The organism is Stenotrophomonas sp. Br8 (genome assembly GCF_014763005.1).
Taxonomy (GTDB): Bacteria; Pseudomonadota; Gammaproteobacteria; order Xanthomonadales; family Xanthomonadaceae; genus Stenotrophomonas; species Stenotrophomonas lactitubi.
In genome coordinates, this window is sequence record NZ_JACGTN010000017.1 from 77,196 (window position 1) to 102,117 (window position 24,922).

General features: G+C 66.4%; 25 protein-coding genes. 16 read left to right on the plus strand and 9 right to left on the minus strand.

From position 1 onward, the window contains the following. Positions 1-92 precede the first annotated feature (92 nt). On the plus strand, positions 93-3,008 hold the full coding sequence (locus tag H3005_RS15500; RefSeq protein WP_191078535.1) for a TonB-dependent receptor: 2,916 nt from the start codon (positions 93-95) through the stop codon (positions 3,006-3,008). A 118-nt stretch (positions 3,009-3,126) separates the two neighbouring features. Here the strand turns inward: H3005_RS15500 and H3005_RS15505 are convergent, their stop codons facing one another. Further along, the gene (locus H3005_RS15505; RefSeq protein ID WP_032976752.1) at positions 3,127-3,384 is read right to left on the minus strand and encodes a DUF2789 domain-containing protein; all 258 of its coding nucleotides are present in this window, start codon (positions 3,382-3,384) and stop codon (positions 3,127-3,129) included. Between the two features lie 107 nt (positions 3,385-3,491). Here H3005_RS15505 and H3005_RS15510 point away from each other — a divergent pair, with 107 nt between their 5' ends. The 7 genes from H3005_RS15510 to H3005_RS15540 all read left to right on the plus strand — a co-directional run bounded on the left by H3005_RS15510 (position 3,492) and on the right by H3005_RS15540 (position 7,643). Beyond that, a complete protein-coding gene (locus H3005_RS15510) occupies positions 3,492-4,079 on the plus strand; it encodes a biliverdin-producing heme oxygenase (protein WP_191078536.1) in 588 nt (195 codons plus the stop codon). 31 nt (positions 4,080-4,110) lie between these two features. Further along, entirely contained in the window at positions 4,111-4,578 is a 468-nt protein-coding gene (locus tag H3005_RS15515; protein ID WP_191078537.1) for a YbaN family protein, read from the plus strand. Beyond that, positions 4,565-5,293, plus strand: coding sequence for a tonB-system energizer ExbB (gene exbB / locus H3005_RS15520; RefSeq protein WP_191078538.1), 729 nt, complete (start codon positions 4,565-4,567; stop codon positions 5,291-5,293). Before H3005_RS15515 ends, exbB begins: the two co-directional genes overlap by 14 nt. A gap of 8 nt (positions 5,294-5,301) precedes the next feature. Beyond that, positions 5,302-5,727 carry a TonB system transport protein ExbD gene (gene exbD / locus H3005_RS15525; protein WP_191078539.1) on the plus strand — a complete coding sequence of 142 codons (426 nt, stop codon included), beginning with the start codon at positions 5,302-5,304 and terminating at the stop codon, positions 5,725-5,727. Next, complete coding sequence (locus H3005_RS15530) at positions 5,724-6,443, plus strand: energy transducer TonB (RefSeq protein ID WP_191078540.1); 720 nt, start codon at positions 5,724-5,726, stop codon at positions 6,441-6,443. The genes exbD and H3005_RS15530 overlap by 4 nt, the downstream gene beginning before the upstream one ends. Positions 6,444-6,648: 205 nt before the next feature. Beyond that, a complete protein-coding gene (locus tag H3005_RS15535; protein WP_191078541.1) occupies positions 6,649-7,134 on the plus strand; it encodes a hypothetical protein in 486 nt (161 codons plus the stop codon). After that, entirely contained in the window at positions 7,131-7,643 is a 513-nt protein-coding gene (locus H3005_RS15540; protein ID WP_191078542.1) for a hypothetical protein, read from the plus strand. The genes H3005_RS15535 and H3005_RS15540 overlap by 4 nt, the downstream gene beginning before the upstream one ends. Before the next feature lie 105 nt (positions 7,644-7,748). On the opposite strand, the gene H3005_RS15545 is transcribed toward H3005_RS15540, so the two are convergent. Then, positions 7,749-9,776 carry a sodium-translocating pyrophosphatase gene (locus tag H3005_RS15545; RefSeq protein WP_100460264.1) on the minus strand — a complete coding sequence of 676 codons (2,028 nt, stop codon included), beginning with the start codon at positions 9,774-9,776 and terminating at the stop codon, positions 7,749-7,751. 284 nt (positions 9,777-10,060) lie between these two features. Between H3005_RS15545 and H3005_RS15550 the strand changes: the two genes are divergently transcribed. Further along, positions 10,061-10,564, plus strand: a complete 504-nt coding sequence (locus H3005_RS15550) for a hypothetical protein (RefSeq protein WP_099821616.1) — start codon at positions 10,061-10,063, stop codon at positions 10,562-10,564. Positions 10,565-10,643: 79 nt separating this feature from the next. Here the strand turns inward: H3005_RS15550 and H3005_RS15555 are convergent, their stop codons facing one another. Together H3005_RS15555 and H3005_RS15560 are read right to left on the minus strand one after the other, a co-directional pair. Next, positions 10,644-11,033 carry a DUF488 family protein gene (locus H3005_RS15555; RefSeq protein WP_191078543.1) on the minus strand — a complete coding sequence of 130 codons (390 nt, stop codon included), beginning with the start codon at positions 11,031-11,033 and terminating at the stop codon, positions 10,644-10,646. Positions 11,034-11,063: 30 nt separating this feature from the next. Continuing rightward, on the minus strand, positions 11,064-12,320 hold the full coding sequence (locus H3005_RS15560) for a 6-phosphofructokinase (protein ID WP_191078544.1): 1,257 nt from the start codon (positions 12,318-12,320) through the stop codon (positions 11,064-11,066). Positions 12,321-12,456: 136 nt separating this feature from the next. On the opposite strand from H3005_RS15560, the gene H3005_RS15565 reads away from it, so the two are divergent. The 3 genes from H3005_RS15565 (at position 12,457) to H3005_RS15575 (ending at position 15,289) form a co-directional block, all read left to right on the plus strand. After that, positions 12,457-13,020 carry an adenylate kinase gene (locus tag H3005_RS15565; RefSeq protein ID WP_025874177.1) on the plus strand — a complete coding sequence of 188 codons (564 nt, stop codon included), beginning with the start codon at positions 12,457-12,459 and terminating at the stop codon, positions 13,018-13,020. 329 nt (positions 13,021-13,349) lie between these two features. Continuing rightward, positions 13,350-14,714 (plus strand): UDP-N-acetylmuramate:L-alanyl-gamma-D-glutamyl-meso-diaminopimelate ligase, encoded by a 1,365-nt coding sequence (mpl, locus tag H3005_RS15570; protein WP_191078545.1) that lies wholly within the window; start codon positions 13,350-13,352, stop codon positions 14,712-14,714. Continuing rightward, on the plus strand, positions 14,711-15,289 hold the full coding sequence (locus H3005_RS15575) for an LON peptidase substrate-binding domain-containing protein (protein ID WP_089236694.1): 579 nt from the start codon (positions 14,711-14,713) through the stop codon (positions 15,287-15,289). Before mpl ends, H3005_RS15575 begins: the two co-directional genes overlap by 4 nt. A 172-nt stretch (positions 15,290-15,461) precedes the next feature. On the opposite strand, the gene H3005_RS15580 is transcribed toward H3005_RS15575, so the two are convergent. Next, positions 15,462-17,459: a bifunctional DedA family/phosphatase PAP2 family protein gene (locus H3005_RS15580; protein WP_191078546.1), complete on the minus strand. Its 1,998-nt coding sequence runs from the start codon at positions 17,457-17,459 to the stop codon at positions 15,462-15,464. Positions 17,460-17,544: 85 nt separating this feature from the next. Between H3005_RS15580 and H3005_RS15585 the strand changes: the two genes are divergently transcribed. After that, the gene (locus H3005_RS15585) at positions 17,545-18,207 is read left to right on the plus strand and encodes a serine/threonine-protein kinase (protein WP_191078547.1); all 663 of its coding nucleotides are present in this window, start codon (positions 17,545-17,547) and stop codon (positions 18,205-18,207) included. 94 nt (positions 18,208-18,301) lie between these two features. On the opposite strand, the gene H3005_RS15590 is transcribed toward H3005_RS15585, so the two are convergent. After that, entirely contained in the window at positions 18,302-18,985 is a 684-nt protein-coding gene (locus H3005_RS15590) for a hypothetical protein (RefSeq protein ID WP_191078548.1), read from the minus strand. A 107-nt stretch (positions 18,986-19,092) separates the two neighbouring features. Between H3005_RS15590 and H3005_RS15595 the strand changes: the two genes are divergently transcribed. Continuing rightward, positions 19,093-19,911, plus strand: a complete 819-nt coding sequence (locus H3005_RS15595) for an NAD(P)-dependent oxidoreductase (RefSeq protein ID WP_100460256.1) — start codon at positions 19,093-19,095, stop codon at positions 19,909-19,911. Positions 19,912-20,070: 159 nt separating this feature from the next. Here H3005_RS15595 and H3005_RS15600 read toward each other — a convergent pair whose 3' ends face one another. Further along, the gene (locus H3005_RS15600) at positions 20,071-20,943 is read right to left on the minus strand and encodes an ion transporter (RefSeq protein ID WP_100554199.1); all 873 of its coding nucleotides are present in this window, start codon (positions 20,941-20,943) and stop codon (positions 20,071-20,073) included. 63 nt (positions 20,944-21,006) lie between these two features. Here H3005_RS15600 and H3005_RS15605 point away from each other — a divergent pair, with 63 nt between their 5' ends. Then, positions 21,007-22,233 (plus strand): acetylornithine transaminase, encoded by a 1,227-nt coding sequence (locus tag H3005_RS15605; RefSeq protein ID WP_100460254.1) that lies wholly within the window; start codon positions 21,007-21,009, stop codon positions 22,231-22,233. Between the two features lie 75 nt (positions 22,234-22,308). On the opposite strand, the gene H3005_RS15610 is transcribed toward H3005_RS15605, so the two are convergent. After that, complete coding sequence (locus tag H3005_RS15610; protein ID WP_191078549.1) at positions 22,309-22,911, minus strand: HAD-IA family hydrolase; 603 nt, start codon at positions 22,909-22,911, stop codon at positions 22,309-22,311. Between the two features lie 122 nt (positions 22,912-23,033). Here H3005_RS15610 and azu point away from each other — a divergent pair, with 122 nt between their 5' ends. Further along, complete coding sequence (gene azu, locus H3005_RS15615) at positions 23,034-23,483, plus strand: azurin (RefSeq protein ID WP_191078550.1); 450 nt, start codon at positions 23,034-23,036, stop codon at positions 23,481-23,483. Between the two features lie 134 nt (positions 23,484-23,617). On the opposite strand, the gene hemL is transcribed toward azu, so the two are convergent. Next, positions 23,618-24,907 (minus strand): glutamate-1-semialdehyde 2,1-aminomutase, encoded by a 1,290-nt coding sequence (gene hemL, locus H3005_RS15620; RefSeq protein WP_191078551.1) that lies wholly within the window; start codon positions 24,905-24,907, stop codon positions 23,618-23,620. Between the last annotated feature and the right edge of the window lie 15 nt (positions 24,908-24,922).

The following is a 24,922-nucleotide window of genomic DNA, read 5'->3' on the forward strand; positions in this document are numbered from 1 at the left end:
GAACGTACCCGCCGCCGCCACGTACGTCGTTGGGTCCGCGCATGCGCGGATGATGCCGCGCCCGCGGCCACGCTCCTCTGACAGGTTCCCCCATGTACGAATTCCGCCGCCCGGGCCGCTCACCGCGCCCGTCCCGTCTGTGCATCGCGCTGCTGGCCGCCGGCTTGGCAACCGCCACCCCCACCGTGATGGCGCAGTCCAGCACCGCTGGCCCGGCTGCGGTACAGCACTTCGATATTCCCGACCAACCGCTGGACGATGCACTGCGCGCCTACATGCGCCAGTCCGGTGTGCAGGTGGTCTATCCGAGCACGCTGGCCAAGGGCGTGATCTCGCAACCGGTCAGCGGCACGCTGTCAGCCGACGAGGCCCTAGCACGTCTGCTGCGCGGCAGTGGCCTGAGCGTGCGCCGGGTAAGCGCCGATGCGGTGACGCTGGAGGTCGCTGCGGCGGGCCAGACGGGCGGTGTGATCGTCACCGATACCCTCAGCGTGGCCGGAGACCGCGTGCAGGGCGGCGCGGCCAGCGATGAAGCACGCCTGCTCGACAGCTACCGCAGCGTGGGTTCGACCACCAGCATCGGCCGCGTCGCACTGGAGCGGTTCCGCGGCACCTCCAACGGCGACATCGTCAAGGGCGTGGCCGGTGTTACCGCGGGCGATCCCCGTGTGGGCAATGGCTTCGACGTCAACATCCGCGGCATCCAGGGCCAGAGCCGGGTGCCGGTCATCATCGACGGTGGCCAGTCCAGCATGGACACCTACCGTGGCTATGCCGGCCAGTCGCAGCGCACCTACCTCGACCCCGACCTGATCTCGCGGCTGACCATCACCAAGGGCCCGAGCCTGCAGGCCAATGCCTCCGGCGGTATCGGTGGCGTGGTCGAAATGGAAACGCTGAATGTCGATGACGTGCTGCGCGAGGGGCGCGATGTCGGCGTACGCTTGCGCGGGGGACTGGCCAACGGCAGCGCCAACAACCTGCCCGGCTACGAGGCCGTGCCGCGCAGCGATCGCAGCGCCACCGGCAGCCAGTTCTTCAACGTGGCCGCCGCCGGGCACTGGGATCGCTTCGACCTGGTGGCCGCCTATGCGTACCGAGACAACGGCAATTACTTCTCCGGCAGCAAGGGCTACGACGATTTCCCGCAGACCCGTCGCACCCTGGCCCCGCTGAACCCGCCGCGCACCGAAGTGTTCAACACGTCCTCGCGTTCGAAATCGACCCTGCTCAAGGGCACCTGGCGCATCGACGACGCGCAGACGCTGGAAGCCGGCTATCGTCGCTATGAAGGCACCGCTGGCGAGATCATGGCCTCGCAGATCATCCGCGTTGAACGTGACCGCATCCCGCAATGGGATCCAGGCCACGTCGACATGGACAGCTACAGCCTGCGCTACCGGTTCAACCCGGACAGCGAGCTGATCGACCTGCGCGTCAACGCGTGGTACACCGACGCCGACAGCGTGATGTACAACAGCCTGACCGGCATTACCCCGTGGTACTTCGACCGCCGTACCGAGTGGTACGACGCGCCCAGCTTCAGCGGCAATCCCGGCTACAAGGATGCCTACCGCAACCCGTTGCGGCAGAAACGCTTCGGTCTGGACGCCAGCAACACCTCGGTGTTCGACAGCAGTGCCGGCCGCTTCACCCTCGACTACGGCCTGTCCTACAGTGATGAAGACATCGCCCCGGGCAGCTCCGGCCCGATCATGCACGACGACCTGGTCAACAACCGCTTCCTGCGCAATGCCGAGCGCAAGGAATACAGCGCGGTGGCGTCGCTGAAGTGGGCGCCGGACGAACACTGGGAGATGCTGCTGGGCGGGCGCTGGAACCGCGTGGACGTGCATGACCGCAACCGCCTCGCCACGCCGGACGGATACGAAGTCCAGGGCCAGTACCGCTACACCGAGCTGCTCAACGGCAATCCCAAGCTGCCGTCGTGGCGGGCCAAGCGCATCGCGCTGCTGAACTGGTATCCCGACGCGAACGGCAACTTCACCCAGGCGTCGCTGCTGGCCTCGCCGTACAAGAAGGGCACCGTCGGCGACATCGGTGGCTGGAACTTCTATGACGCTGATGCTGCAGAGGATCTGAAAGTGCCGGTGAGCTGGACCTGGTCGCAGCCGATCCGCCGCCGTGACAGCGCATTCTCGCCGACCGCCAGCGTGGCCTTCCGTTTCAGCGAAGACAGCATGGTCTACCTGAAGTACGCCGAAGGCACCAAGCTGCCGAGCCTGTTCGAGACCACGCTCGGCCTGTTCACTGCGGCCAAGCCGGTGGACGAACTCAAGCCCGAGCGCGCGCACAGCTGGGAACTGGGCGCCAGTACGATCCAGCACGACCTGTTCACTGCCGGTGACCGCCTGGCGCTGAAGCTGGCGTACTTCGATACCCGCATCGATGACCTGATCACCCGCGACTACCGCACGTTGTCGGCCGGCCTGATCCGCAACGTCGACCGTTTCAAGGTGTCGGGCATGGAGTTCCAGTCCAGCTATGACAGCGGCAAGGTGTTTGCCGATCTGTCGGCGCACTACTACTTCAAGGCCAAGACCTGCGCGCCGGACATCGCTGCCGAACGCCGCGCGTACGGCGTCCAGCGCAGGATCGAGGAACTGATCGGCACGCCGGACTGCGTGGATGGTGGCTTCGAAGGTTCCTACAGCAACACCCAGAACCCGCCGCGCTACATGGTCAACCTGACCCTGGGTTCGCGACTGTTCGACGAGCGCCTGACCTTCGGCACCCGCGTGGTCCACAACGCCGGCCCGATCAGCAAGCTGGACAAGGAGTGGAACGTCGGGTTGTCGGCGATCCAGCAGTTGTACCGGCCGACCACGCTGGTGGATCTGTTCGCGAGCTGGAGTTTCAACGACCAGCTGTCGGTGGAAGCGAACGTGGACAACGTGACCGACCGCTACTACCTGGACCCGTTGGCCCTGGGCGTGATGCCGGCTCCGGGCCGGACCGCGCGATTGGCCTTTACCTGGAAGTACTGATCGGCGGGGTCGGATCCCTTTCCTGTGGAAAGGGCTCTGACCCCATCGGGTCCGGCCATCCACGCATGGCGTGGATCCACCGAACAACCGGTAGCGCCGGGCCATGCCCGGCGAGCGATTACAGCCCGGTCGCCGCCTTCACCGCCGCTTCGTGCAGCGCTTCGTTCAGTTCGTCGACCACGGTGGTCCAGGCTGCATCAGCCTGCAGCGATTCGGCCAGGAACTGGCGCTGGGCCTCGTTCCAGTAAGGGGCATCGGCCACTTCCACACCGGCGGCCAGCTGGTGGTCGGCGATGAACCGGGCAATGCCCTCGGCACTGGCATCCAGACCCAGCTGCAGGAACAGGTTGGTCATGCGCGGTTCGGTGGTGATCATCGGTGGGGTCCTGGCAATGGAAAGGAACCTGCATTATCGACGCAAGCAGGGTTGGGGGAACCCTCGCCGGGATCGTCTACAGGGGGACGCTTTCCCTGGCACTCCCGATGACCGTTCAGACATCCCTCGAAGACAGCCGCAGCGTGCGGCTGAAGGCCGCCACCCGCGAAAGCCATGGCGCCCTCGACAAGCGCATCATGGCCGGCGACATCTTTGCCGACCGCAGCAATTTCGCTCGCTTCCTGCGCGTGCAGTACCGCTTCCACCGCAGCATCGACGCGTTGTACGCCAGCCCTGCGCTGGACGCATTGCTGCCGGACCTGGCTGAACGTCGCCGCCTGCAGCAGGTACGCAGCGACCTGCAGGACCTGGAGCAAGCGCTGCCGGGCGAGGACATCATCGCACTCGGGAATGACCTGCCGCTGCCGACTGCATTGGGCTGGTTGTATGTCGCGGAAGGTTCCAACCTGGGTGGCACCGTGCTCTACAAGATGGCGGCTGTGCTCGGCCTGGATCGTGATTTCGGTGCGCGCCACCTGGCGGCACATCCTGATGGGGCCGCGCGGCACTGGCGCGAGTTCACTGCAGCACTGGATGCAGTGGTGCTGTCGCCGGCGCAGGAGCAGGAAGTGATCGATGCCGCCGATGCCGCGTTCCGCAGCGTACACGGCCATGTCGAAGTGGAGTTTTCCTGATGTCCCAGCACTGCCCGCTGGCGCGCGATTGATGCGCTGGCTCTGGTTCGCGCTCGGCTGGCTGATGGTCGCGCTGGGGGTGATCGGCGCGCTGCTGCCAGTCATGCCGACCACCATCTTCCTGATCCTGGCGGTGGGCTGCTTCGCGCGCAGTTCGCCCAGGTTCGAACAGCGGCTGCTTTCCCATCCGCGCTACGGCCCGTCGCTGCGCCTGTGGCGTGAGCAGGGCGCGGTATCGCGCAAGGGCAAGGTGTTTGCCAGCGCGGGCATGGCGGTGGGATTTGCGATGTTCTGCTGGGGTGCACACCCGTCCTGGCGCCTGCTGCTGGGCGTTGGCCTGTTCTTTGCGGTCAGTGCCGGCTATGTCCTGAGTCGACCGGCGCCACGTTTCGATCCTGCGCCGCTGGTGGGCGTGGACGATGCCGCCGATCCGCGCGCTGCCCGCCGTCGCACCACCTCTTCCGATTCCAATGGAACCTCTGACGATGCTGCCTGCTGATCTGGCCCCCATGACCGCCCCCGCACTGACCCCCTGGGGCATGTACCTGGCTGCCGATGTGGTGGTGAAGGGCGTGATGATTGCCCTGGCTGTAGCCTCGCTGGCCACTTGGACCGTGCTGCTGGCCAAGGGCTGGGAACTGGCCCGGCAGGCGCGCGCATTGCGCCTCGCACGAAGCCGGCTGCTGTCGGCACCCAGCCTGCCGGTTGCAGGCGGCGAGCCCGCACTGCAGCAGAGCATCGCCGCCGCCATGCTGGATGCTGCGCGCACCGAGCTGCATCTGTCGCAGGAACTTGATCACCGCGAGGGGATCAAGGAGCGGGTGGCGTCACGACTGGAGCGCCTGGAACTGGAGACCGCACGCAACCAGCGTCGTGGCATCGGCGTGCTTGCCAGCATTGGCGCAGTGGCGCCCTTCGTGGGCCTGTTCGGCACCGTGTGGGGCATCATGAACAGCTTCATCGGCATCGCCCACAGCAACACCACCAACCTTGCCGTGGTTGCGCCAGGCATTGCCGAAGCGCTGCTGGCTACCGCGCTCGGTCTGGTCGCAGCGATCCCGGCGGTACTGGTGTACAACCACTTCACCCGGGTGCTGGCGGGCCTGCGCGGCCTGCTGGGCGATCTGTCCGCAGCTGTGCAGCAACTGGTGTCGCGTGATCTGGATCGGGCTGCACGCCGTGCACCGGCAGGCACGCTGCGTGCAGTGAACTGAGGCACGGCATGGCGATCAGGACCGCATCCGGACCCGATGACACCCCGGAAGAAGCCCACGAGATCAATGTCACGCCCTTCATCGACGTGATGCTGGTGCTGTTGATCATCTTCATGGTGGCCGCGCCGTTGGCTACGGTGTCGGTGCCCGTGCAGCTCCCCGCCAGCAGCGCACAGGCGACGCCGGTAGAAAATGCGCCGGTGTATGTGACCGTGCAGGCCGACCTGTCGCTGCGGGTGGGCGAGGCGCCGGTGGCAAGCGATGGCCTCGCCAACGCGCTGCGCTCGGCAACGCATGGCGATACGTCGCAGCGTCTCTATCTGCGTGCCGATCAGCGCGTCTCCTATGGAGACCTGATGGCGACGCTGGACGCATTGCGCAGTGCCGGTTACCTGAAGGTCGCCCTGGTCGGGTTGGAGCAGGGCGCTCGATGAGCGGGCTGCAGCGCTGGGCAGCCAGCCTGGCGATCGTACTGCTGGCACATGCGGTGCTGATCGGTACGCTGTGGTGGTGGGCGTCGCGCACGCCGCCGGTCGTAGCAGTGGCACCTCCTGCCGCCTTGATGCTGGAATTGGCTCCCGCCGCGCAGGCGCCGCCGGTACCGCCGCGCGCGCTGCCCGCCGGACCGTTGCAGCAGGAGCAGCAGCGGCGCGTGACCATGCCGAAGCAACACGAACAGATCAAAGCGCCGGCGCTGCCACAAGGGGAACTTGCGGCCCCGGTCGAGCCAGCTGCGAAGCCGACAGAGGACGCTGCGGACGCCAACGTCGATCGCACGCTGGCGCCGCCGGACGTTCCTGCACAGGCAGCAGCACGTTACGCTGCACCGCGTACCACCGCTGGCGAACGCAGCAGTGCCAACGCCACCTGGCAGGGGTTGCTGCTGGGACACCTGCAACAGCATCGGCGCTATCCACGCCAGTCCGAACGGTTGCGCCAGCAGGGCGTGGCCTATGTGCGCTTTGCCGTTGCCCGCGACGGCCGTGTGTCGGCGCCGCGCATCGAGCGCAGCAGTGGCTTCGCACTGCTCGACCAGGAGACACTGGACACCGTGCAGCGCGCCAGCCCGGTGCCGGTGCCGCCGGCCGATGTGGCCGGCGACCCGGTGGAAGTGATGGTGCCGGTGGCGTTCTACCTGCGCGGACGGTGATCGGCGGCGGGTCTGCACAGCACCTTCGACGGGCGGGCCCATCTACATCTGCCAAGTGATCATGGGGGCGGAGATCATCGTCCTTCAGTTGAGACGATCGACATCGTGTTGCAGTGAATTCTGACCTCAACAGCCGGGTTTTCTCGGTACAGCACGCTGGATTCGGCGCGCAGACTGGAACTCCACTCAACGCTGGAGAGTTCCGATGCGGGCAGTCACCGTATTGTTGATTGTGGGGATTGCTGGTGTTTCCTGTTCCTTGGAGGCGGCGCCGGTGAAATCACCCTATGTTGATCTGGGCAACTATTCGAAGGAAACATCTGACTTTCCCGAAATAGCCAGAGCGATAGGAAAGAGCTTCAGCAGGGAGTGTGCAAAGCGCGCCTGCACCAATTCTCTGGGTGAGTATCGTCCCGTCCATTTCCGTTGTTCCGCCGATATGCGTTCCGGGGAAATTGCTGTTTGCCACTGGGTATTTGTCGCCATGAAGCTGGAAATGACTCCGGCGACAGGAGCTACGCACGGGGCGGCAACGACGTATGACTGCGTTTTGCCGGGGCTCACCCGAGTGGGCGCTGTCGAGCTGGCAACCGGGCTACGGAGGCACGATCCGCTGCATGTTCCATTGCCTGGAATCAATAAGTCGCTGTGGAGTCTGAGCAGGGACTGTGTGCCAGGGAGGCTGGGATGAATGGCGCATTGTTGGTTGCAGCAACCCTCGGACTCATTCTGTCATCGATTGCCCAGGCACAACCCGCCTATGTCGATGCGCGTAACTATCCTGCTCCTGGCATGGGGGTCGCCGCGTTCGATCGGCTGGAGGAAAGGTGGCTCGAAGGCTTTGACGTTGCCTGTGGTGATGCGCTCTGCAACGGTGTTTATGACTATCAGCGCCCCTTCAAGATCAGCTGTTCGGTGCGTTCCGCTGACGGGATTCTGAAGAGTTGTCATTGGGCGATTGTGGGGACCGTCGAACGAATTGATCCCGAGGCCGGCACGTCTGAATACGAAGTTCGATCGGTCATCTGTGAAATCCCTTTGGTTGCAGACACTCCGCTGCAGGTGTTGTTGGCAACCGCGGATGATGAAGATCCGTTCGATGATCCGCTACCTGGTGGAGAGCTAAGTGCCTACTGGGGTATCGCCGATTGCGTGGGACCGGGTCTTTCGGAGAGCTATGGCCAGCGGCGCGTTCGGTAGGCGGTAAGGAGCGTGGTTCCAAGGCGGCGATGGTGCCTGCGGCGGCAGCTATTGCATGGGCGCTGCGACTGACGACCATTGACATGGCCGTCAGTCGCAGACCTGTTACAACAGCGGCACCAGCAACAACGCCACGATGTTGATGATCTTGATCAGCGGGTTGATCGCCGGGCCGGCAGTATCCTTGTACGGATCACCCACGGTGTCGCCGGTCACTGCCGCCTTGTGCGCCTCGCTGCCCTTGCCGCCGAAGTGGCCATCCTCGATGTACTTCTTGGCGTTGTCCCAGGCACCGCCGCCGGTGGTCATCGATATGGCCACGAAGAGCCCGGTGACGATCGTGCCGATCAGCAGGCCGCCCAGCGCGCGTGGCCCCAGCAGCAGGCCGACCACCACCGGCACGGCGACCGGCAGCAGCGACGGCACGATCATTTCGCGGATCGCCGAGCGGGTCAGCATGTCCACCGCCTTGTCGTACTGCGGCTTGGCGGTGCCCTGCATGATGCCGGGGATTTCGCGGAACTGCCGCCGCACTTCCTCCACCACCGCGCCGGCCGCGCGACCGACCGCTTCCATCGCCATCGCGCCGAACAGGTAGGGAATCAGGCCGCCGATCAGCAGGCCGATGATCACCGTGTGGTCGCTGAGGTCGAAGCGGAACTCCTGGCCGGGATTGGCCGCCTGCAGGTTGTGCGTGTAATCGGCGAACAACACCAGCGCGGCCAGTGCTGCCGAACCGATGGCATAGCCCTTGGTGACTGCCTTGGTGGTGTTGCCCACCGCATCGAGCGGATCGGTGATGTCGCGGATCTCCGAGGGCAGTTCGGCCATCTCGGCGATGCCACCGGCGTTGTCGGTGATCGGCCCGTAGGCGTCGAGTGCGACGATCATGCCCGCCATCGACAGCATCGCGGTGGCGGCGATTGCGATGCCGTACAACCCGGCCAGCGCGTGCGCGCCCCAGATCGCCACACAGACGGCGATAACCGGCAGCGCCGTGGACTTCATCGAGATGCCGAGGCCGGCGATGATGTTGGTGCCGTGGCCGGTGGTCGAGGCCTGCGCCACGTGCTGCACCGGCTTGTACTGGGTGCCGGTGTAGTACTCGGTGATCCATACGATCAGGCCGGTCAACACCAGGCCGATCAACGCACAGCCGTAGAGTGCGACAGGGCCATGCACGTTGTCTGCCATGAGTCCTGTGGTGATCGGATAGAACGCGATCGCTGCCAGCACACCGGAGACGATCACGCCCTTGTACAGCGCGCCCATGATCGAGCCACCGGGCTTCACCTTCACGAACAGCGCGCCGATGATCGAAGCGATGATCGAAACACCGCCCAGCACCAGCGGATACAGCACCGCATTGGCACCGGCCTCGGCCAGCATCAGGCTGCCCAGCAGCATGGTGGCGATCACGGTGACCGCATAGGTTTCAAACAGGTCGGCGGCCATGCCGGCGCAGTCGCCGACGTTGTCGCCGACGTTGTCGGCGATCACCGCCGGGTTGCGCGGGTCGTCCTCGGGAATGCCGGCTTCGACCTTGCCGACCAGATCGGCGCCGACATCGGCCCCCTTGGTGAAGATGCCGCCTCCCAGGCGCGCGAAGATCGAGATCAGCGATGAGCCGAAGGCCAGGCCGACCAGTGCATGCAGTGCCTGTTCCATCGGCAGGCCCAGCCGCAGCAGCAGTGCGTAGTAGCCGGCCACGCCGAGCAGGCCCAGGCCGACCACCAGCATGCCGGTGATCGCACCGCCGCGGAACGCAACGTCCATCGCCGCACTGATGCCATGGCGCGCGGCCTCTGCAGTGCGTACGTTGGCGCGCACCGACACGTTCATGCCGATGTAGCCCGCTGCGCCGGACAGCACCGCACCGACCGCGAAGCCGATCGCGGTGTACCAGCTCAGGAAGATGCCGACCAGCACGAACAGCACCACGCCGGCGATGCCGATGGTCAGGTACTGGCGGTTGAGGTAGGCGCGCGCGCCTTCCTGGATGGCCGTGGCGATGGCGACCATGCGTTCATTGCCGGTGGGTTGGCGCAGGATCCAGCGCGCCGAGACGATTCCGTACAGGATCGCGAGAATGGCGCAGCCCAGCGCCAATGACAGCCCGTGACGTTCCAGCATTGGACCCCTCCGCAAAATGGATGGACAAGCATCCAGTGGCGATGAACTGCACCACGAGGGGGACGACGGGCTGCAGCCTGGAACCAACCCGTACCGACCTTGGTGGTCGTCCGACGTATGGCGGTGTTCAGCATTCCCTGGTGTCCGCAGTATGCGTGCACCCGCGCCCGGATGGTAGCGCCGGGCCGCGCCCGGCGAGCGCAGCGGCTGCTCGATGGATGCGCCTTTGCACCCCGTTAAGCCAACCTCTGCAAGCCTGCGCGCAGTCCTGTCGGAGAATCCCCATGCGCCTGTCCCTGTTGATGCTTGCCGTTCTGGCCCCGGCCCTGCCTGCCTTCGCGGCGGAAGCACCCGAACTGCAGCGCGCGGTCGGTGCACCGCAGGCGGTCGGCGCGGTGCATACGCTGCGGCAGATTCCCGAGGCCTGTGCCCGCCTGGAAGGCGCGTTCACCGGCCAGGCCGCGGAGCCCTATCGTTTCTCGGCGGTGCGCACCAGCGAGCAGTGCCAGCCGCGCGCCCGCTTTGTCGACTACGCCAAGGCACAACCGAGCGCCGACAAGGGCTGGAAGCTCAATGATGTGATCCGGGTTCCGAATGCGGCCTGCCCGGCGCAGCAGGCGGTGGTGCGCGTGTGGCGTCTGCCGGTGAACAACGCGCAGGCGCTGGATGGGCAGGGCCAGTCGCGCATCTATCTGGAAGAAGCCAAGAAGCAGGCCGCCGCCGGCAAGATCCCGCAGGTGACGATGTTCGCCGCGCAGCTGCAGATGGAAGGCAAGGCCTGCAATTGAGGCCAAGCATCCACGCATGGCGTGGATCTACTGCAAGGGAGACCTAGGTAGTGCCGGCCGCTGGCCGGCAACCCATTGATCAATCCGCAAGCCTCGCTCCACGCGCCACCAGCAGTTCGCGCAGTGCCGATCGGTGGCAGTGCGCTGCATCCTCGCAATAGCAGCCCACCGCGATATCGCTGTGCTGCGACAGCGCGGCCAGCAGGTCCAGCGCGTGCGCGGCATCGGGTGTCTTCATTTCGACCTTGTAGTGACGGAAGAACGCCGTCCAGTCGGCGGCGGTCTTCGCCTCGTGCGCCTGTTTCACCAGCTCCGCGCTGGGAGACAGCGTAGGAAACCAGACGTCGTACCAGTCCTGCTTCGCGAACTCGCTGCGCGGCACACCGCGCGGCGGGCGCCGCACAGTGCCGATGCGCAGGCCTTCACCGGGCGCTCGCGGTGAGCCAAGTCGAACAACACGCAACGCCATGGCATTCCTCCCGAAAAGGGGACGGAGGGGTCAGCCTTCGAACGCTGGCAGTTTCTGCTTCACCGCGACGTTCTTCAGCGTCACGTACTTCGGCAGGCCATTGCTACCGTAGGGCAGCGGTGCTTCGCCCTTGATCAACGGCTGCAGGTAGGCGCGCGCCTTGGCCGTGATGCCGAATCCATCGCGGCGGATGAAGCTGGCCGGCATCTTCTTTTCATGGTTGGCGATCTTCGACAGCGGTGCGGCTTCGATCTTCCAGCGATACGGCGCATCGCTGCTGCGCACGATCACCGGCATCACCCCGTTCTGGCCCTTCAGCGCCAGCTGCACAGCGGCCTTGCCCACCGCCTGGGCCTGTTCCCAGTCGGTTTTGCTGGCCAGGTGGCGGGCCGATCGCTGCAGATAGTCGGGCAGGGCCCAGTGCACCTTCAGCCCCAGCTGGTCCTTGACCCGCCCGGCCAGATGCGCGGCCACGCCGCCCAGCTGCGAATGGCCGAAGGAGTCCTTGCCGCCGCCGGCGTCGGCGACGAAGCGGCCATCGGCGGTGGCGATGCCTTCCGACGCCACCACCACGCAGTAGCCCACGCGTGCCACCACGGCCTTGACCTTGGCCAGGAACGCGGCCTCGTCATAGGCGCGCTCGGGCAGCAGGATGATGTGCGGGGCGTCGTCCTCGCCGGTGCCGGCCAGGCCGGCGGCTGCAGCCAACCAACCGGCGTGGCGGCCCATCGCCTCGTAGATGAAGACGCGGGTGGAGGTCTCGGCCATGGCCGCCACGTCCAACGCCGCTTCGCGCACGGACACGGCCGTGTACTTGGCCGCCGAGCCGAAGCCGGGGCAGGTGTCGGTCACCGCCAGGTCGTTGTCGATGGTCTTGGGCACGCCGATGCAGGTCAGGTCGTAACCGGAGCTTTTTGCCAGCTGCGATACCTTCAGGGCGGTGTCCGCCGAGTCGTTGCCGCCGTTGTAGAGGAACCAGCGCACGTCGTGGGCGCGCAGGACCTCCAGCAGGCGGTCGTAACGGGCACGGTCGGCCTCCAGTGATTTCAGCTTGACCCGGCACGAGCCGAACGCGCCGCCGGGGGTGTGGGCAAGGGCACGGATGGCCGCAGCACTCTCCTTGCTGGTGTCGATCAGCTCCTCGCGCAGGGCGCCAAGGATGCCGTTGCGCGCGGCCAGGACCTTGATTCCCTTGGCGCGGGCCTGTTCGATCACCGCCGCGGCAGTGGCGTTGATGACGGCGGTGACGCCGCCGGACTGGGCGTAAAGGAGGGTGCCATTGCGCATGCTTCTACCTGCTCGGGGGAGGGGACATTGCAGGGACATTACCCGGATGCGCTAAAGTGGCGCTATTGCGGTGCAGCGATACCGGACCGTCCGGGACGCGAACCTTCTTTATTTTCAACACGTTGGAGTCAGGTCAATGCGATTGGTTCTGTTGGGACCGCCCGGTTCGGGCAAGGGGACACAGGCGACGCGCCTGAAGGAAAAGCTCGAGATCGCCCACATTTCCACCGGCGACATGCTGCGCGCGGAAATCGCCGCCGGCTCCGAGCTGGGCAAGCAGGCCAAGTCGGTGATGGATGCCGGCAACCTGGTGTCCGATGAGATCCTGCTGGGCATGCTGAAGTCGCGCCTGGCCCAGGCCGATGTCGCCAAGGGCTTCATCCTTGACGGCTATCCGCGCAATGTGGCCCAGGCCAACGCGCTGGACGGCATGCTGGCCGAGATTGGCCAGCCGCTCGATGCCGTGGTGCAGTTGGATGTGGCCACCGAACTGCTGGTCGAGCGTATCGCCGGCCGTGCGCAGGAACAGGGCCGCGCCGACGACAATCCGGAATCGGTGCGCAAGCGCCTGCAGGTCTACACCGAGCAGACCGCTCCGGTGGTCGACTTCTACGCTGGCCGTGGCACCCTGGCGCGCGTCGATGGCGTCGGCGAACTGGACGAGATCGAAGCCCGCATCCTGGCGGCGATCAAGCGCTGACCCGTTCGGGCGGTCGATGCCGGCCGCCGCTGGCGCAAAAAAAAACAGGCCTGATCCGCGAGGATCAGGCCTGTTTCGTTGCATAGGTGCCAGCAAAGGGCTTGCTCAGGGCCCCCACAGCATGAGCTCCCTTGGGGATGGCCTCTTGGGGAGTAGGACCGGTTCGGGTACTGCGGCTGGCATCCTGAATTGTGTCCGGGTTCACAGAACATCGCTATCGGGAATTCCCTGACATGCGATTGGAGTTTTCTCACAGTGACTGTAGGGGTTCTCTTACCCTTCTGCCGACAATGGCCCTATACAGCCGTGATCGGTCACAATCCCCGGTCATGAGCAGCGTACATATCCTTGCAATCGCCGGCACCTTCATGGGTGGCGTGGCCGCCCTGGCGCGGGAACTGGGCCATACGGTCAGCGGCAGCGACCAGGCCATCTATCCGCCGATGTCGACCCAGCTCGAGCAGCTGGGCATCACCCTGGACCAGGGCTACCGCGCCGACAGCGTGCCGGAAGGCACCGGGCAGGTGGTGATCGGCAATGCGCTGTCGCGCGGCAACCCGGCGGTGGAAGCCGTCCTGGATGCCGGCCAGCGCTACATTTCCGGCGCCCAGTGGCTGTCCGAGCAGGTCCTGCCGGGCCGCGATACCCTGGCCGTGGCCGGCACCCATGGCAAGACCACCACCACCACCATCCTGACCTGGCTGCTGGAGAATGCCGGTCGCTCCCCCGGCTTCCTGATCGGCGGCATGGCCGAGGACTTCGGCGTGTCCGCCCGGTTGGGCCAGGGCCGCGAGTTCGTCGTCGAGGCCGACGAGTACGACACCGCGTTCTTCGACAAGCGCAGCAAATTCGTGCACTACCGGCCGCTGGTGGCGATCCTCAACAACCTCGAATACGACCACGCTGACATCTTCCCCGACGTGGCGGCGATCCAGCGCCAGTTCCACCACCTGGTGCGTACCGTGCCGGCGCGCGGCCGCCTGATCGTCAACGGCGAAGACGCGCACCTGGCCGAAGTGCTGGCGATGGGCTGCTGGACCCCGGTCGAGCGCTTCGGTTTCGATCCCGCGCTGGAATGGCATGCCGAGCTGCTGGCCGCCGATGGCAGCGCGTTCCGCGTCCACCATCGCGGGCAGGCGCTGGGCGATGTGCAGTGGTCGCTGCTGGGCCGGCACAACGTGCTCAATGGCCTGGCTGCACTGGCCGCTGCGCACGCAGTGGGTGTCGCGCCAGCCGAGGTGATCCCGGCGCTGGCGCGCTTCCGCAGCGTCAAGCGCCGCATGGAAGTGATCGGCAACCACGATGGCATCACCGTCTACGACGACTTCGCCCATCACCCGACCGCGATTGCGACCACCCTCGAAGGCCTGCGTGCCAGGGTCGGTGATGCGCGCATCGTGGTGGCGATGGAGCCGCGCAGCAATTCGATGCGGCTCGGGGCCCACGCACAAGCGCTGGCACCGTCGTTGGCACTCGCCGATGAGGTGGTGTTCCTGCACCGCCCGGAGCTGGCCTGGGATGCGGCCGCAGTGATCGCCGCGGTGCGCGGTGAGGCGCACGCGGTGGCCGATACCGACGCGCTGTTGGCGCAGCTGCAGACCGATGTGCGCAGCGGCGACCATGTGGTGTTCATGTCCAACGGTGGCTTCGACGGCGCACCGCGCCGCTTCCTGGCAGGACTGCAGGCACGATGAGCGGCGAGGGTTCGCTGCCGCTGTTCCCGCTGCATACGACGCTGCTTCCGGGAGCGGCCATCGGCCTGCGCGTCTTCGAGCCGCGCTACTTGGATCTGGTCCGCGAAACTGGGCGCAGCGGCGAAGGTTTCGGTGTCTGCCTGATCCTGGAAGGGCACGAAGTGGGAGCGCCGGCAACGCCGGCCGCCTTCGGCGTGCAGGTGAAGATCGAGGATTTCGACGTCGGCGCCGATGGCGTGCTGCAGCTGCGATTGCGCGGCACCCGCCGTTTCCATGTCGAGCGCACGCGCGTGCGCGACAACGGGCTGGTGGTTGCCGATGTGCGCTGGTGCGATGAGGATCCCGATGACGAACTGCGTCCGCAGCATGCGCTGCTGGCGACGGTATTGGACCACATCATCGAGCAGGCGGGCACGGCATTCGCACCGGCCACGCCGGCCTTGATGGACCAGGCCAGCTGGGTCAGCTGGCGGCTGGGCGAACTGCTGCCGCTGAGCGAACAGCAGCGCCTGCAGCTGCTGCAGCTGGACGACCCGCACCAGCGCCTGCAGCAGCTGCTGGGCTGGATGCCGTAACGACGGAACGCCGAGACCGGCAGCCGCCAACCAAAACGGAACCGGTAGATGCCAACCAACCCAGAACCGGTAGATGCCAACCTTGGTTGGCAGGCTTTGCCCGAAAGCGCCAACCAAGGTTGGCGACTACCAGAGCGGAGGCGGTAGCGCCGGGCCATGCCCGGCGGATCCATCAGGGCGCGGTGGTCTTCAACCGCAGCACCGGCAGGTCGGTTTCCGGGTGCACGGCTTCCTGCTGAGGCAGCGCCTGCACCGCTTCCTTCACCGCGTTCAACGCCGGATCGATCCCGCGTACCGGGTGCCACATGCCGATCCACTGGAAGTGACGCTCGTAGCGCAGGGTCTGCGCGCTGCCCAGCCACAACGGCGTGTCGCCCGGCTGCAGCTGCGCTGGTGCCTGCCACAGGCGCAGCACGTAGCGCTCATCGGCCTGCGCGCCCTGGCGCACCATCAGCAGCGCTTCGACGCGCGTATCCAGTGTCGCCGGCAGCACCGGCAGTTCATCGGCGCCGGTGTTCTTGTCCAGCATCAGCAGCGCTTCCTGCCAGCCGGCCTGGGCCTGCACCTGCCAGCCGCGCGCTTCCAGCTGCGCCTGCAGCGGCGCCAGCGGGCCAGCCACCTGCACGTCCAGCGGCCAGCGCTGGTCATCGTCGAATTCGTTGCGGCGTGCCGGCAGCTTCGCCCAGTCGTGCTGCCACCAGGCCTGCGCGTCCATCGCCAGCGGCGCCGGAAGGGTCGGCTCGAAGCGTTCCAGCTTGATGGCGATGTTGCGCGGCGCGTACCACATCGCCGCCACCGCGAAGACGCCGTAGAACAGCCAGGCCACCGGCTTGACCCAGAACGAGCGGTTGAAGCGGCGACGGTAGGCGATGCCCAGCACCAGCAGCCAGAACGTGCCGAACAACATGCCGCCGATGACATCGCTCAGCCAGTGCGCGCCCAGGTACAAGCGCGAGAAGCCGATCAGGCTGACCACGATGCCCGATACCAGGTACGGCCAGACGCGGGTGCGGCCGGGCATTTCGCGGGCGATCAGCACCGCGAAGAAGCCGAAGGTGATGGTGGCCATGGTCACCGACACCGACGGGAAGCCGAAGCCACTGCTGGCATCGATCGGGCGCACCACATCGACGGTGGCGCCGAGCAGTTTGGTCAGGGCCAGGCCGAAGGCCAATGCGGCCAGCCAATGGGCGGCCGCCATCCAGCGCCGGCGCCAGATCAGGTAGCCCATCGCTGCAGCGGTTGCCGGCAGCAGCACCTGCCATGCGCCCAACGACGCCAAAGCGGCCATCGGGTAATCGGCCAGCGGATTGCGCAGGGCCAGCATTGCCTGGTGCACCAGAAGATCCACCGCCAGGGGCTCGCCATGGGCGACCACCACGGTCAACAGGGCGAACCAGCCCCAGCCCAACAGCAGCAGCATCAGCGCCAGCATCGCCAGCGGTACCGACTCGCGGCGCTTCGGGTCGAGCACGCCGACGGTGTAGCGACCGAGTGTCGGGTGCCGGTTGGACCAGTCGAGCAGGCGGGCCAGCCAGTTGTCCATGCGTGCGGCCGACCAGCGATAGCCGTACAGCACGATGGCCCAGACCAGGCTGAGGATCACCGCCAGCAGGCCCGCCACCACGACCAGCCGGCCGGCAACTGCAGCGACGGTGTCGTAGGCCTCGCCGAGGATCCAGCCCGGGGCCAGGAACAGCACAGCCCAGGAAATACTGGCGATGCCACTGGCCTGCACATAACGGCTGGCAGGCATCTTCATCATGCCGGCAATGGCGGGCACGAATGGCCGGATCGCGCCGACATAGCGGGCGATCAGGATGCTCTTGAATGCATTGCGGCGGAACAGGTTCTCGCCCCGGTCGAGCAGCTGCGGGTAACGGCTGAACGGCCAGACGCCACGCAGGCGGTCGCCCCAGCGCCGGCCTATCCAGTAGCTGATGCCATCACCGGCGAATGCACCCAGCGCTGCGGCTGCAACCGCATACGGCCCGGAGATCTGGCCCAGGCCGATGAACACGCCGACGGCAAACAGCAACGGCAGCGCCGGCACGATGGCGCCAAGAATGATGACCGCATCGCAGAAGGCGATCAGAAAGATGACCGCACCCGCCAACACGGGATGAGCGGCAATCCACGCGAGGGTGGCGTCGATCCATGAAGAGTCCATTTCCCGATTATAGAGGCGTGAAGGTGACTGGTTCCCAGCCGCTTGGTGACCGTTTGCAACCATCGCCATCGCCTAGAATGTCGCCATGCCTGTATCCAACGACGCGCCAACGCATGCACTGAAGGCCGACAGCTTTGGCCGGATCCTCCTCGTGCAGGGCCCGGAAGGCCCCTTCGTGCGCCGCGATCTGGGGGCCACGCCGCTGTGGCTGCGGCTGCCTGCGTGGTGGCTGGCGCGGCGCGAAGCGCGCGCGCTGAAGCACATCCACGGCATGGCCGACGTGCCGCAACTGCTGGACTGGAATGGCCGCAACCTGGACCGCAGCTTCATGGCCGGCGATGCGATGTACCAGCGCCCGCCGCGCGGTGATGTGGCCTGGTTCCGCGCCGCGCGTCGCCTGCTGCAACAGCTGCATCGACGCGGTGTGGCCCACAACGACCTGGCCAAGGAAGCCAACTGGCTGGTGACCGAGGACGGTCGACCGGCGCTGATCGACTTCCAGCTGGCGGTGATCGGCGACCCGCGCTCGCGCTGGATGCGCTTGCTGGCGCGCGAAGACCTGCGCCACCTGCTCAAGCACAAGCGCATGTACTGCCGCGCGTCGCTGACGCCGGTGGAGAAGCGCGTGCTCAAGCGCACCTCGTGGGTGCGCGACCTCTGGTTCGCCACCGGCAAGCCGGTCTACCGCTTCGTCACCCGCCGCATCCTGCATTGGGAAGACAACGAAGGGCAGGGGCCCAAGCCGTGAGCGCGCTGCCTTCGCAGCTCAGCAAGCAGGTGCGCGGGTACCAGTAGATCGACGCCATACGTGGATGCGCTTTACCGAATGGCGCGGCGAACTACTACGGCGTCACCGGTACCACCTGCTGGCCGATGAAGTTGCGCTTGCCGTCGAAGTCATAGCCGATCTGCAGCTGCCCCACATCCGGGCACGCATGGCAATCGCGCAGCGGCGTGCGGTACAGCAGGCGGATGCCACCGCCGTCCAGTGCTGCAGTACCCGCGGCCTGCGCCGGCGCGAACGGCGTGGCCTGCGGGTTCGCCTTCAGCACCTCCTGCACGCCGGGATCGGCGCGCAGCGTGTCGTCCAGCTGCACTGCATCCACGTCGATACGCTTGCCTCCAGCATCGACCAGGCGCGTGCCTTCATTGGTGTTGGCGCGGAACGGGTATTCGACGGTGGCCACGCCCAGGCCGTCATGTTCATGCCAGGCAGTCACGTAGGCCAGTTCGCCACCGGTGGAAAGCTGTTCGGCGGCGGTGACCGCGTCGGCACTGGCCCCGCCGGCACGCATCGCATCACGCAGGCAATCGCGGGTGGCCGCGCTGTCGCCCTGGCGGCAGGCGTTGAGGTCACCATCCCAGACAACGGCCTCGCTCCAGCGCAGCTTGCCATCACCGGCCGCCTTGTCGACGCTGGCGGCGTCATCCTTGGCCGGCGCGCTGCCGGGTTCAGGTGAGCGGCCCTGGCAGGCAGCAAGCAGGGCCAGGCTCAGGGCAGGCAACAACAGGCGGGAACAGCGCATGGCATGGACCTCGTGCAGTGACCGGGGCGCCAGTATCGTCAACGTGCGGTGAACTCCGCGTCGGCGCGGCATACTAGCGGCTCATTGCATACGCTGGAGTGTGGAACGTGGGCAGTCTGCAGGGCAAAACCCTTTTCATCACCGGTGCCTCGCGTGGCATCGGCCTGGCGATCGCATTGCGCGCCGCGCGCGATGGCGCCAACGTCGCCATTGCCGCCAAGTCGTCGGTGCCCAATCCGAAGCTGCCGGGCACCATCCACAGTGCCGCCGAGGCGGTGACCGCAGCGGGTGGCCAGGGCCTGGCGCTGAAGTGCGACATCCGCGAAGAAGACCAGGTGCAGGCAGCCGTTGCTGCCGCCGTGGACACCTTCGGTGGCATCGACATCCTGATCAACAACGCCAGCGCCATCTGGTTGCGCGGCACCCTGGACACGCCGATGAAGCGCTTCGACCTGATGCAGCAGGTCAATTCGCGCGGCAGTTTCCTGTGCGCGCAGGCCTGCCTGCCGTACCTGCTGCAGGCGCCGAACCCGCACATCCTGACCCTCGCGCCGCCGCCGAGTCTCGATCCCAAGTGGTGGGGCGCGCACACCGGCTACACGCTGGCGAAGATGGGCATGAGCTTCGTCACTCTCGGCCTGGCCGCCGAGTTCGGCCCGCAGGGCGTGGCCGTCAATGCATTGTGGCCGCGCACGGTCATTGCTACCGATGCGATCAACATGATTCCTGGCGTGGACGTCGGCGGCTGCCGCACACCGCAGATCATGGCCGATGCCGCGCATGCGGTGCTGGTGCGTGAAGCGGCCGGCTTCCACGGCCGGTTCCTGATCGATGATGAGGTGCTGGCCGAAGCCGGCGTGACCGATCTTTCCGGGTATGCGGTGGATGCGTCGCGTCCGTTGCTGCCGGATCTGTTCCTGGATTGAGCCAGGAGCATCCACGCATGGCGTGGATCTACTGCCGTTCGGCGAGACTTCATCCACGCATGGCGTGGATCTACTGTCGTTCGGTAGGGCTTCATCCACGCATGGCGTGGATCTACTGTCGCAGGCATGGGTAGTGCCGGCCGCTGGCCGGCATCACCGTCAGTGGCTGAACGTATCCGGCAACGGTCCGCCACATTTGCGGCAGTGCCGCGCATCGGGCTCGTGGCCTTCCAGCCCGCAGTGCGGACAGCCACGTGCATCGCGGCGCGCGGCCAGTTCGGCTTCGCGCATGGTGCTGGCCAGTTCGGCGGTGTAGATGCCGGTCGGCACGGCGATGATGCTGTAACCGATCAGGATCAGCACCGAGGTGACGAAGCGGCCGAGCACGGTCTGCGGCACGATATCGCCGAAGCCGACCGTGGCCATCGTCACCACCGCCCAGTACATGCTGCTGGGGATGCTGGTGAAGCCATGGTTGGGGCCTTCGATCAGGTACATCAGCGCGCCGGCGATGATGGTGATGGTGATGACCGTGAACAGGAACACCAGCACCTTGCGCCGGCTGCGCCACAACGACTCCATCAGCACACCGCTTTCTTCGACGTAGCGGGTCAGCTTGAGGATGCGGAACACCCGCAGGATGCGCAGCGCACGCACAACCAGCAGACTCTGCGCGCCGGGAATGAACAGCGACAGGTAAGTGGGCAGGATCGCCAGCACATCGATGATGCCCCAGATGCTCAGCGCGTAGCGCAGCGGCCGACGCACCACCGCCAGCCGCAGCAGGTACTCGGCGGTGAAAAGGACGGTGAAGGTCCATTCCAGGATGTACAGTCCGGTGGACCAGCGCGCATGCAGGTGCTGCACGCTGTCGATCATCACCACGATGACGCTGGCGATGATGGCCACCACCAGGATCAGGTCGAAATTGCGCGAGGGCCGGCTGTCGTGGCGGTAGATGATGTCGAACCACTGGCGGCGCCAGCCGGTCTCGGTGGCGGGGTTCAGCTGGGGGGCGGAAAACGGTCGCATGCGTGCATTGTGCCGCACCGGTTCCGGCGCGAGAATGGGCATTCCTGAACCCTGCCGACTGCCATGACCGCCGCTACCGATCCGCTGATCTCCCTGTCGCACTACTACCTGCCGGTGTACAAGCCCCGCCAGGTGGTGCTGGAGCGAGGCCAGGGCGCCCGCGTGTGGGACAGCCAGGGGCGTGAGTTCATCGACCTGGCCGCAGGCATCGCCGTGTGCGGCCTGGGCCACAACGACCCGGACCTGGTCGCCGCGCTGGTCGAACAGGCCGGCAAGCTGTGGCATACCAGCAACGTGTTCTACAGCGCGCCGCCGCTGCACCTGGCCGAGGAACTGGTGAAGTCCAGCCGCTTCGCCGAGCGCGTGTTCCTGTGCAACTCCGGCGCCGAAGCCAACGAAGTGGCGATCAAGATGGTCCGCAAGTGGGCCTCCAGCCAGGGCCGTCCAGCCGACAAGCGCGTCATCATCACCTTCCGCGGCAGCTTCCACGGCCGCACCATGGGTGCGGTGACCGCCACCGCGCAGCCGAAGTACCAGGAAGGCTACGAGCCGCTGCCGGGGGGCTTCCGCTACATCGACTTCAACGATGAGGTGCAGCTGGAAACCGCGATGGCGGCTGGCGACGTGGCGGCGGTGATGCTGGAGCCGATCCAGGGCGAGGGCGGGGTGATGCCGGCCAAGTCCGGCTTCCTCAAGCGTGTGCGCGAGCTGTGCGACCAGCACAACGCACTGCTGGTGCTGGACGAGATCCAGGCCGGCATGGGCCGTACCGGCACGCTGTTCGCTCACTGGCAGGATGACGTGGTGCCGGACATGGTGACCCTGGCCAAGGCGCTGGGTGGTGGTTTCCCGATCGGCGCGATGCTGGCCGGCCCGAAGGTGGCCGAGACCATGCAGTTCGGTGCCCACGGCACCACCTTCGGCGGCAATCCGCTGGCCGCGGCTGTCGCTCGAGTGGCGCTGCGCAAGCTGGCTTCGGCCGAGATCGCGGCCAATGTCAGTCGCCAGTCGAAGGCATTGCGCGATGGCTTCGCCCGCATCAATGACGAGTTCAAGGTGTTCAGCGAGGTGCGCGGTCGCGGCCTGATGCTGGGTGCGGTGCTGAGCAAGGAGTTTGCTGGCCAGGCTGGCGCCATCCTCGACCACGCCGCCGAACAGGGCCTGTTGACCCTGCAGGCGGGCCCGGACGTGCTGCGCTTCGTGCCGTCGTTGAACATCACCGACGAAGAAGTGGCCGAAGGCCTGAAGCGCCTGCGCGCGGCGATTGCTGCGTTCGTCGCCGCGCGCTGATCATTCACCAGGGTAGCGCCGGGCCATGCCCGGCGTCTCTTTTTTTCCGCTGCGCTCGCCGGGCATGGCCTGGCGCTACCGCACCCGGTAGCGCTTCAGTACCTTGCCCAGTCCGCGTCCGTCCTGCACGGTTTCCGCGTGCAGGCCCGCCACGCGCGCACCGCGCACGTTGGCGAACAGGTCATCGACGAACAGCGTGTGCCCGGGTGCCACGCCGAGGGCCGCTAGCGTGCGCAGGAATACCTCCGGCGCAGGTTTGCGCAGGCCGAAGTCCGCGCTGCAGAACACGCGTCCCTGCAATGCAGGAAACAGCTGCGGCAGCAGCGTCGGCAGCGCCTGTGCCATCAACGCACCGTTGTTGGTCAGCACCGCGATCGGCACCTGCAGTTCCTGCAGCCGTTGCAGTACCGGCAGTTGCGGGTGGCTGGCCGCGTGCCGTGCGGCGATCCAGGTTGGCAGCGTTACCGTTGTGCCGAGCAGTTCGCCAAGCTTGGCCAGATAGCGCGCGCCATCCAGCGTGCCGCTGTCGTGTGCCGCTTCGAGCCCGCTGTCATACAGTGCGGCCTGCACGTGCGCGGTCGGCACGTCCAGCGCCTGTGCCAGATGCAGCACGCGCTGTGCGCGCTGGTAGTGCACCAGCACGCCGTCGACATCGAGCAGGAGAAGGTCGATCCGCATCGGTCGAGCATGCCATTGCCGCATCCCAGCGCAAACCCTGGACCACGACTGCGACACACGGTCGCAGCCGGGCCTGCCGGCCGCTGCCTAGAATGGCCATCGAACCTGCAGGAGACGTGATGATGAAGGCTTGGATGGTAGCGGTGGGACTGGGCGCGTTGATGCTGGCGCCGTCGGCGATGGCGCGCGTATGTGCGGTCAGCATCGACAGCACCGACCAGATGAGTTTCAGCAGCCGCGAGATCAAGGTGGCCGCCGATTGCAGCGAAGTGGACCTGACCCTGCGCCACACCGGCAGGCTGGCCGCCACCGCGATGGGCCACAACTGGGTGTTGACCCGCACCGCCGACTACCAGCCGGTGGCGATCGCGGGCATGCGCATGACCCTGGCCGACAGCTACCTGCCGAAGGCCGACAAGCGTGTTCTGGCCCACACCAAGGTGATCGGTGGTGGCGAGACCGCCCGGGTGCGTTTTTCCACGAAGGGCATGCAGAAAGGCGGCGATTACACTTTCTTCTGCTCGTTCCCCGGCCACTTCGCGATGATGAAGGGCAAGTTCGTCTTCGGTTGAGTGCGCAGCAGCCACGCATGGCGTGGCTCTGGTAGTAGATCCACGCCATGCGTGGATGAAGCACGGTGCCCAGTAGATCCACGCCACGCGTGGATGGAAGTGCCGACCAAGGTCGGCACCCACCACGGCGGGGCTCAGCCCTTGGCCGCCTTGAACGCCACGCGCGCCGCTGCCAGCGTCGCTTCGATCACCACATCATCGTGTGCGCTGGACAGGAAGCCGGCTTCGTACGCCGACGGTGCCAGGAACACGCCCTGGTCCAGCATCGCGTGGAAGAAGCGGTTGAATGCCGGGATGTCGCAGGCCGTGGCCTGGGCATAGGTCTCCACCTTTTCGCTGGTGAAGAACAGCCCGAACATAGCGCCCACCTGGGTGGTGGTCACCGCTACGCCCGCATCGGCGGCGGCAGCTTCCAGGCCCGCACACAGGCGTGCGGCGCGCGCGCTCAGATCGTCGTGGAAACCCGGCTGCTGGATCAGCTCCAGCATGGCCAGGCCGGCGGCCATCGCCACCGGATTGCCGCTGAGCGTACCGGCCTGGTAGATCGGGCCGGCCGGGGCGATCTGCTGCATCAGTTCGCGACGGCCGCCGTAGGCGCCCACCGGCATGCCGCCGCCGATGATCTTGCCGAAGGTGGTCAGGTCCGGGGTGATGCCGTAGTACTCCTGCGCACCGCCAAGGGCAACGCGGAAACCGGTCATCACTTCGTCGAAGATCAGCAGGGCGCCGTACTGCGTGCACAGCGCACGCAGGTGCTGCAGGTAGCCTTCGCGCGGCGGAATGCAGTTGGCGTTGCCCACCACCGGTTCGATGATCAGGCCGGCGATCTCGCTGCCGCGTGCCTCGAACAGGGCGGTGGCGGCCTCGAAGTCGTTGTAAGGCAGGGTCAGGGTCAGTTCGCTCAGGCCGGCCGGCACGCCGGGCGAGGTCGGCACGCCCAGGGTCAGCATGCCGCTGCCGGCCTTCACCAGGAACGAGTCGCCGTGGCCGTGGTAGCAGCCTTCGAACTTGACGATGCAGTTGCGGCCGGTGGCACCGCGCGCCAGGCGGATCGCCGACAGGGTAGCCTCGGTACCGGAGTTCACCATGCGCACCATCTCGCACGACGGCACCAGGCGGGTGATGGTCTCGGCCATGGTCACTTCCGCTGCGCACGGCGCACCGAAGGACAGGCCGTTGTCGATCGCCTTCTTCACTGCCTGGCGCACGGCGGTGTGGTTGTGGCCGACGATCATCGGGCCCCACGAACCCACGTAGTCGATGTAGCGGTTGCCGTCGACGTCGTACAGGTAGGCGCCGTCGGCGCGCTCGACGAAGAAGGGTTCGCCGCCGACCGACTTGAACGCGCGCACCGGTGAGTTGACGCCGCCGGGCAGCAGTTCCTGGGCGCGGGAGAACAGGGCGTGGGACTGGTCGTGGTTCATGGGGTTTCCTGGGGA

Excerpts from the sequence above, each read along its gene's own strand:
- exbD (WP_191078539.1), top strand. The coding sequence starts at position 5,302 with ATGGCGATCAGGACCGCATCCGGACCCGATGACACCCCGGAAGAAGCC.
- H3005_RS15580 (WP_191078546.1), bottom strand. The coding sequence starts at position 17,459 with ATGGACTCTTCATGGATCGACGCCACCCTCGCGTGGATTGCCGCTCAT.
- H3005_RS15505 (WP_032976752.1), bottom strand. The coding sequence starts at position 3,384 with ATGATCACCACCGAACCGCGCATGACCAACCTGTTCCTGCAGCTGGGT.
- H3005_RS15545 (WP_100460264.1), bottom strand. The coding sequence starts at position 9,776 with ATGCTGGAACGTCACGGGCTGTCATTGGCGCTGGGCTGCGCCATTCTC.
- H3005_RS15565 (WP_025874177.1), top strand. The coding sequence starts at position 12,457 with ATGCGATTGGTTCTGTTGGGACCGCCCGGTTCGGGCAAGGGGACACAG.
- H3005_RS15550 (WP_099821616.1), top strand. The coding sequence starts at position 10,061 with ATGCGCCTGTCCCTGTTGATGCTTGCCGTTCTGGCCCCGGCCCTGCCT.
- exbB (WP_191078538.1), top strand. The coding sequence starts at position 4,565 with ATGCTGCCTGCTGATCTGGCCCCCATGACCGCCCCCGCACTGACCCCC.
- H3005_RS15500 (WP_191078535.1), top strand. The coding sequence starts at position 93 with ATGTACGAATTCCGCCGCCCGGGCCGCTCACCGCGCCCGTCCCGTCTG.
- H3005_RS15605 (WP_100460254.1), top strand. The coding sequence starts at position 21,007 with ATGACCGCCGCTACCGATCCGCTGATCTCCCTGTCGCACTACTACCTG.
- H3005_RS15585 (WP_191078547.1), top strand. The coding sequence starts at position 17,545 with ATGCCTGTATCCAACGACGCGCCAACGCATGCACTGAAGGCCGACAGC.
- H3005_RS15540 (WP_191078542.1), top strand. The coding sequence starts at position 7,131 with ATGAATGGCGCATTGTTGGTTGCAGCAACCCTCGGACTCATTCTGTCA.
- H3005_RS15555 (WP_191078543.1), bottom strand. The coding sequence starts at position 11,033 with ATGGCGTTGCGTGTTGTTCGACTTGGCTCACCGCGAGCGCCCGGTGAA.
- mpl (WP_191078545.1), top strand. The coding sequence starts at position 13,350 with ATGAGCAGCGTACATATCCTTGCAATCGCCGGCACCTTCATGGGTGGC.
- H3005_RS15560 (WP_191078544.1), bottom strand. The coding sequence starts at position 12,320 with ATGCGCAATGGCACCCTCCTTTACGCCCAGTCCGGCGGCGTCACCGCC.
- H3005_RS15515 (WP_191078537.1), top strand. The coding sequence starts at position 4,111 with ATGCGCTGGCTCTGGTTCGCGCTCGGCTGGCTGATGGTCGCGCTGGGG.
- H3005_RS15530 (WP_191078540.1), top strand. The coding sequence starts at position 5,724 with ATGAGCGGGCTGCAGCGCTGGGCAGCCAGCCTGGCGATCGTACTGCTG.
- H3005_RS15575 (WP_089236694.1), top strand. The coding sequence starts at position 14,711 with ATGAGCGGCGAGGGTTCGCTGCCGCTGTTCCCGCTGCATACGACGCTG.
- H3005_RS15590 (WP_191078548.1), bottom strand. The coding sequence starts at position 18,985 with ATGCGCTGTTCCCGCCTGTTGTTGCCTGCCCTGAGCCTGGCCCTGCTT.
- azu (WP_191078550.1), top strand. The coding sequence starts at position 23,034 with ATGAAGGCTTGGATGGTAGCGGTGGGACTGGGCGCGTTGATGCTGGCG.
- H3005_RS15600 (WP_100554199.1), bottom strand. The coding sequence starts at position 20,943 with ATGCGACCGTTTTCCGCCCCCCAGCTGAACCCCGCCACCGAGACCGGC.
- H3005_RS15510 (WP_191078536.1), top strand. The coding sequence starts at position 3,492 with ATGACCGTTCAGACATCCCTCGAAGACAGCCGCAGCGTGCGGCTGAAG.
- H3005_RS15535 (WP_191078541.1), top strand. The coding sequence starts at position 6,649 with ATGCGGGCAGTCACCGTATTGTTGATTGTGGGGATTGCTGGTGTTTCC.
- H3005_RS15610 (WP_191078549.1), bottom strand. The coding sequence starts at position 22,911 with ATGCGGATCGACCTTCTCCTGCTCGATGTCGACGGCGTGCTGGTGCAC.
- hemL (WP_191078551.1), bottom strand. The coding sequence starts at position 24,907 with ATGAACCACGACCAGTCCCACGCCCTGTTCTCCCGCGCCCAGGAACTG.